The following is a 608-nucleotide window of genomic DNA, read 5'->3' on the forward strand; positions in this document are numbered from 1 at the left end:
CATTTTGGACTTTCCTTTGGCGATGAGACGAAGATATATCGCCTGAACGTGGGCATTTTTTCGGATGGCGACGAGCGCTGGCATATACAGCAGCTTGCGCAGATGTGCCGGGCCGGCCTTTGACATGCGTGGTCGACCTCGGACTGATGATCCCGATTCCCATTGCACCGGGACGAGGCCGAGATAAGCAGCGAGCTGCTCTGCGCGTTCGAAACTGCGCGCTGCCAGTAGTGCAGTGATGTGGTCTGAGACGCGCTTGCCTACACCTGGGATGGTTTCTAACAGTTCCTTCTTCCCGCGCAGATCGGGATCTTTATCGATCAGATCGTCGATACTTTTCTGTAATCGCTTCAGCTCGTCATTTAGGAACTTGATTGAGGCATCAATGGACTGCAGCACGAGTGGCGGTGTCTCGGTTGCCACGAGCTTTTCCTGGCGATTTTTCTCACGTTGAAGATCATCCGCGACAGCATCGCGGCGTGCGAGTAACGCTTTGAGGGTACGGGCAGATGCCGGCGGAGGTATCCAGGCCTCTGGTTTTTGCGTGTTGCCGAAGCGGGCAAGGACCTCGCTGTCTTTCTTATCGGTCTTTGTCTTGACACCAATAC

General features: G+C 54.8%; 1 protein-coding gene. It reads right to left on the reverse strand.

Annotated features, from left to right (window positions below):
- A partial coding sequence (locus tag LMJ30_RS21445) for a transposase (RefSeq protein WP_229434622.1) occupies nucleotides 1–608 on the reverse strand: 608 nt, incomplete at both ends.

This window comes from Massilia agrisoli (assembly GCF_020831365.1).
Taxonomy (GTDB): domain Bacteria; phylum Pseudomonadota; class Gammaproteobacteria; order Burkholderiales; family Burkholderiaceae_D; genus Telluria_A; species Telluria_A agrisoli.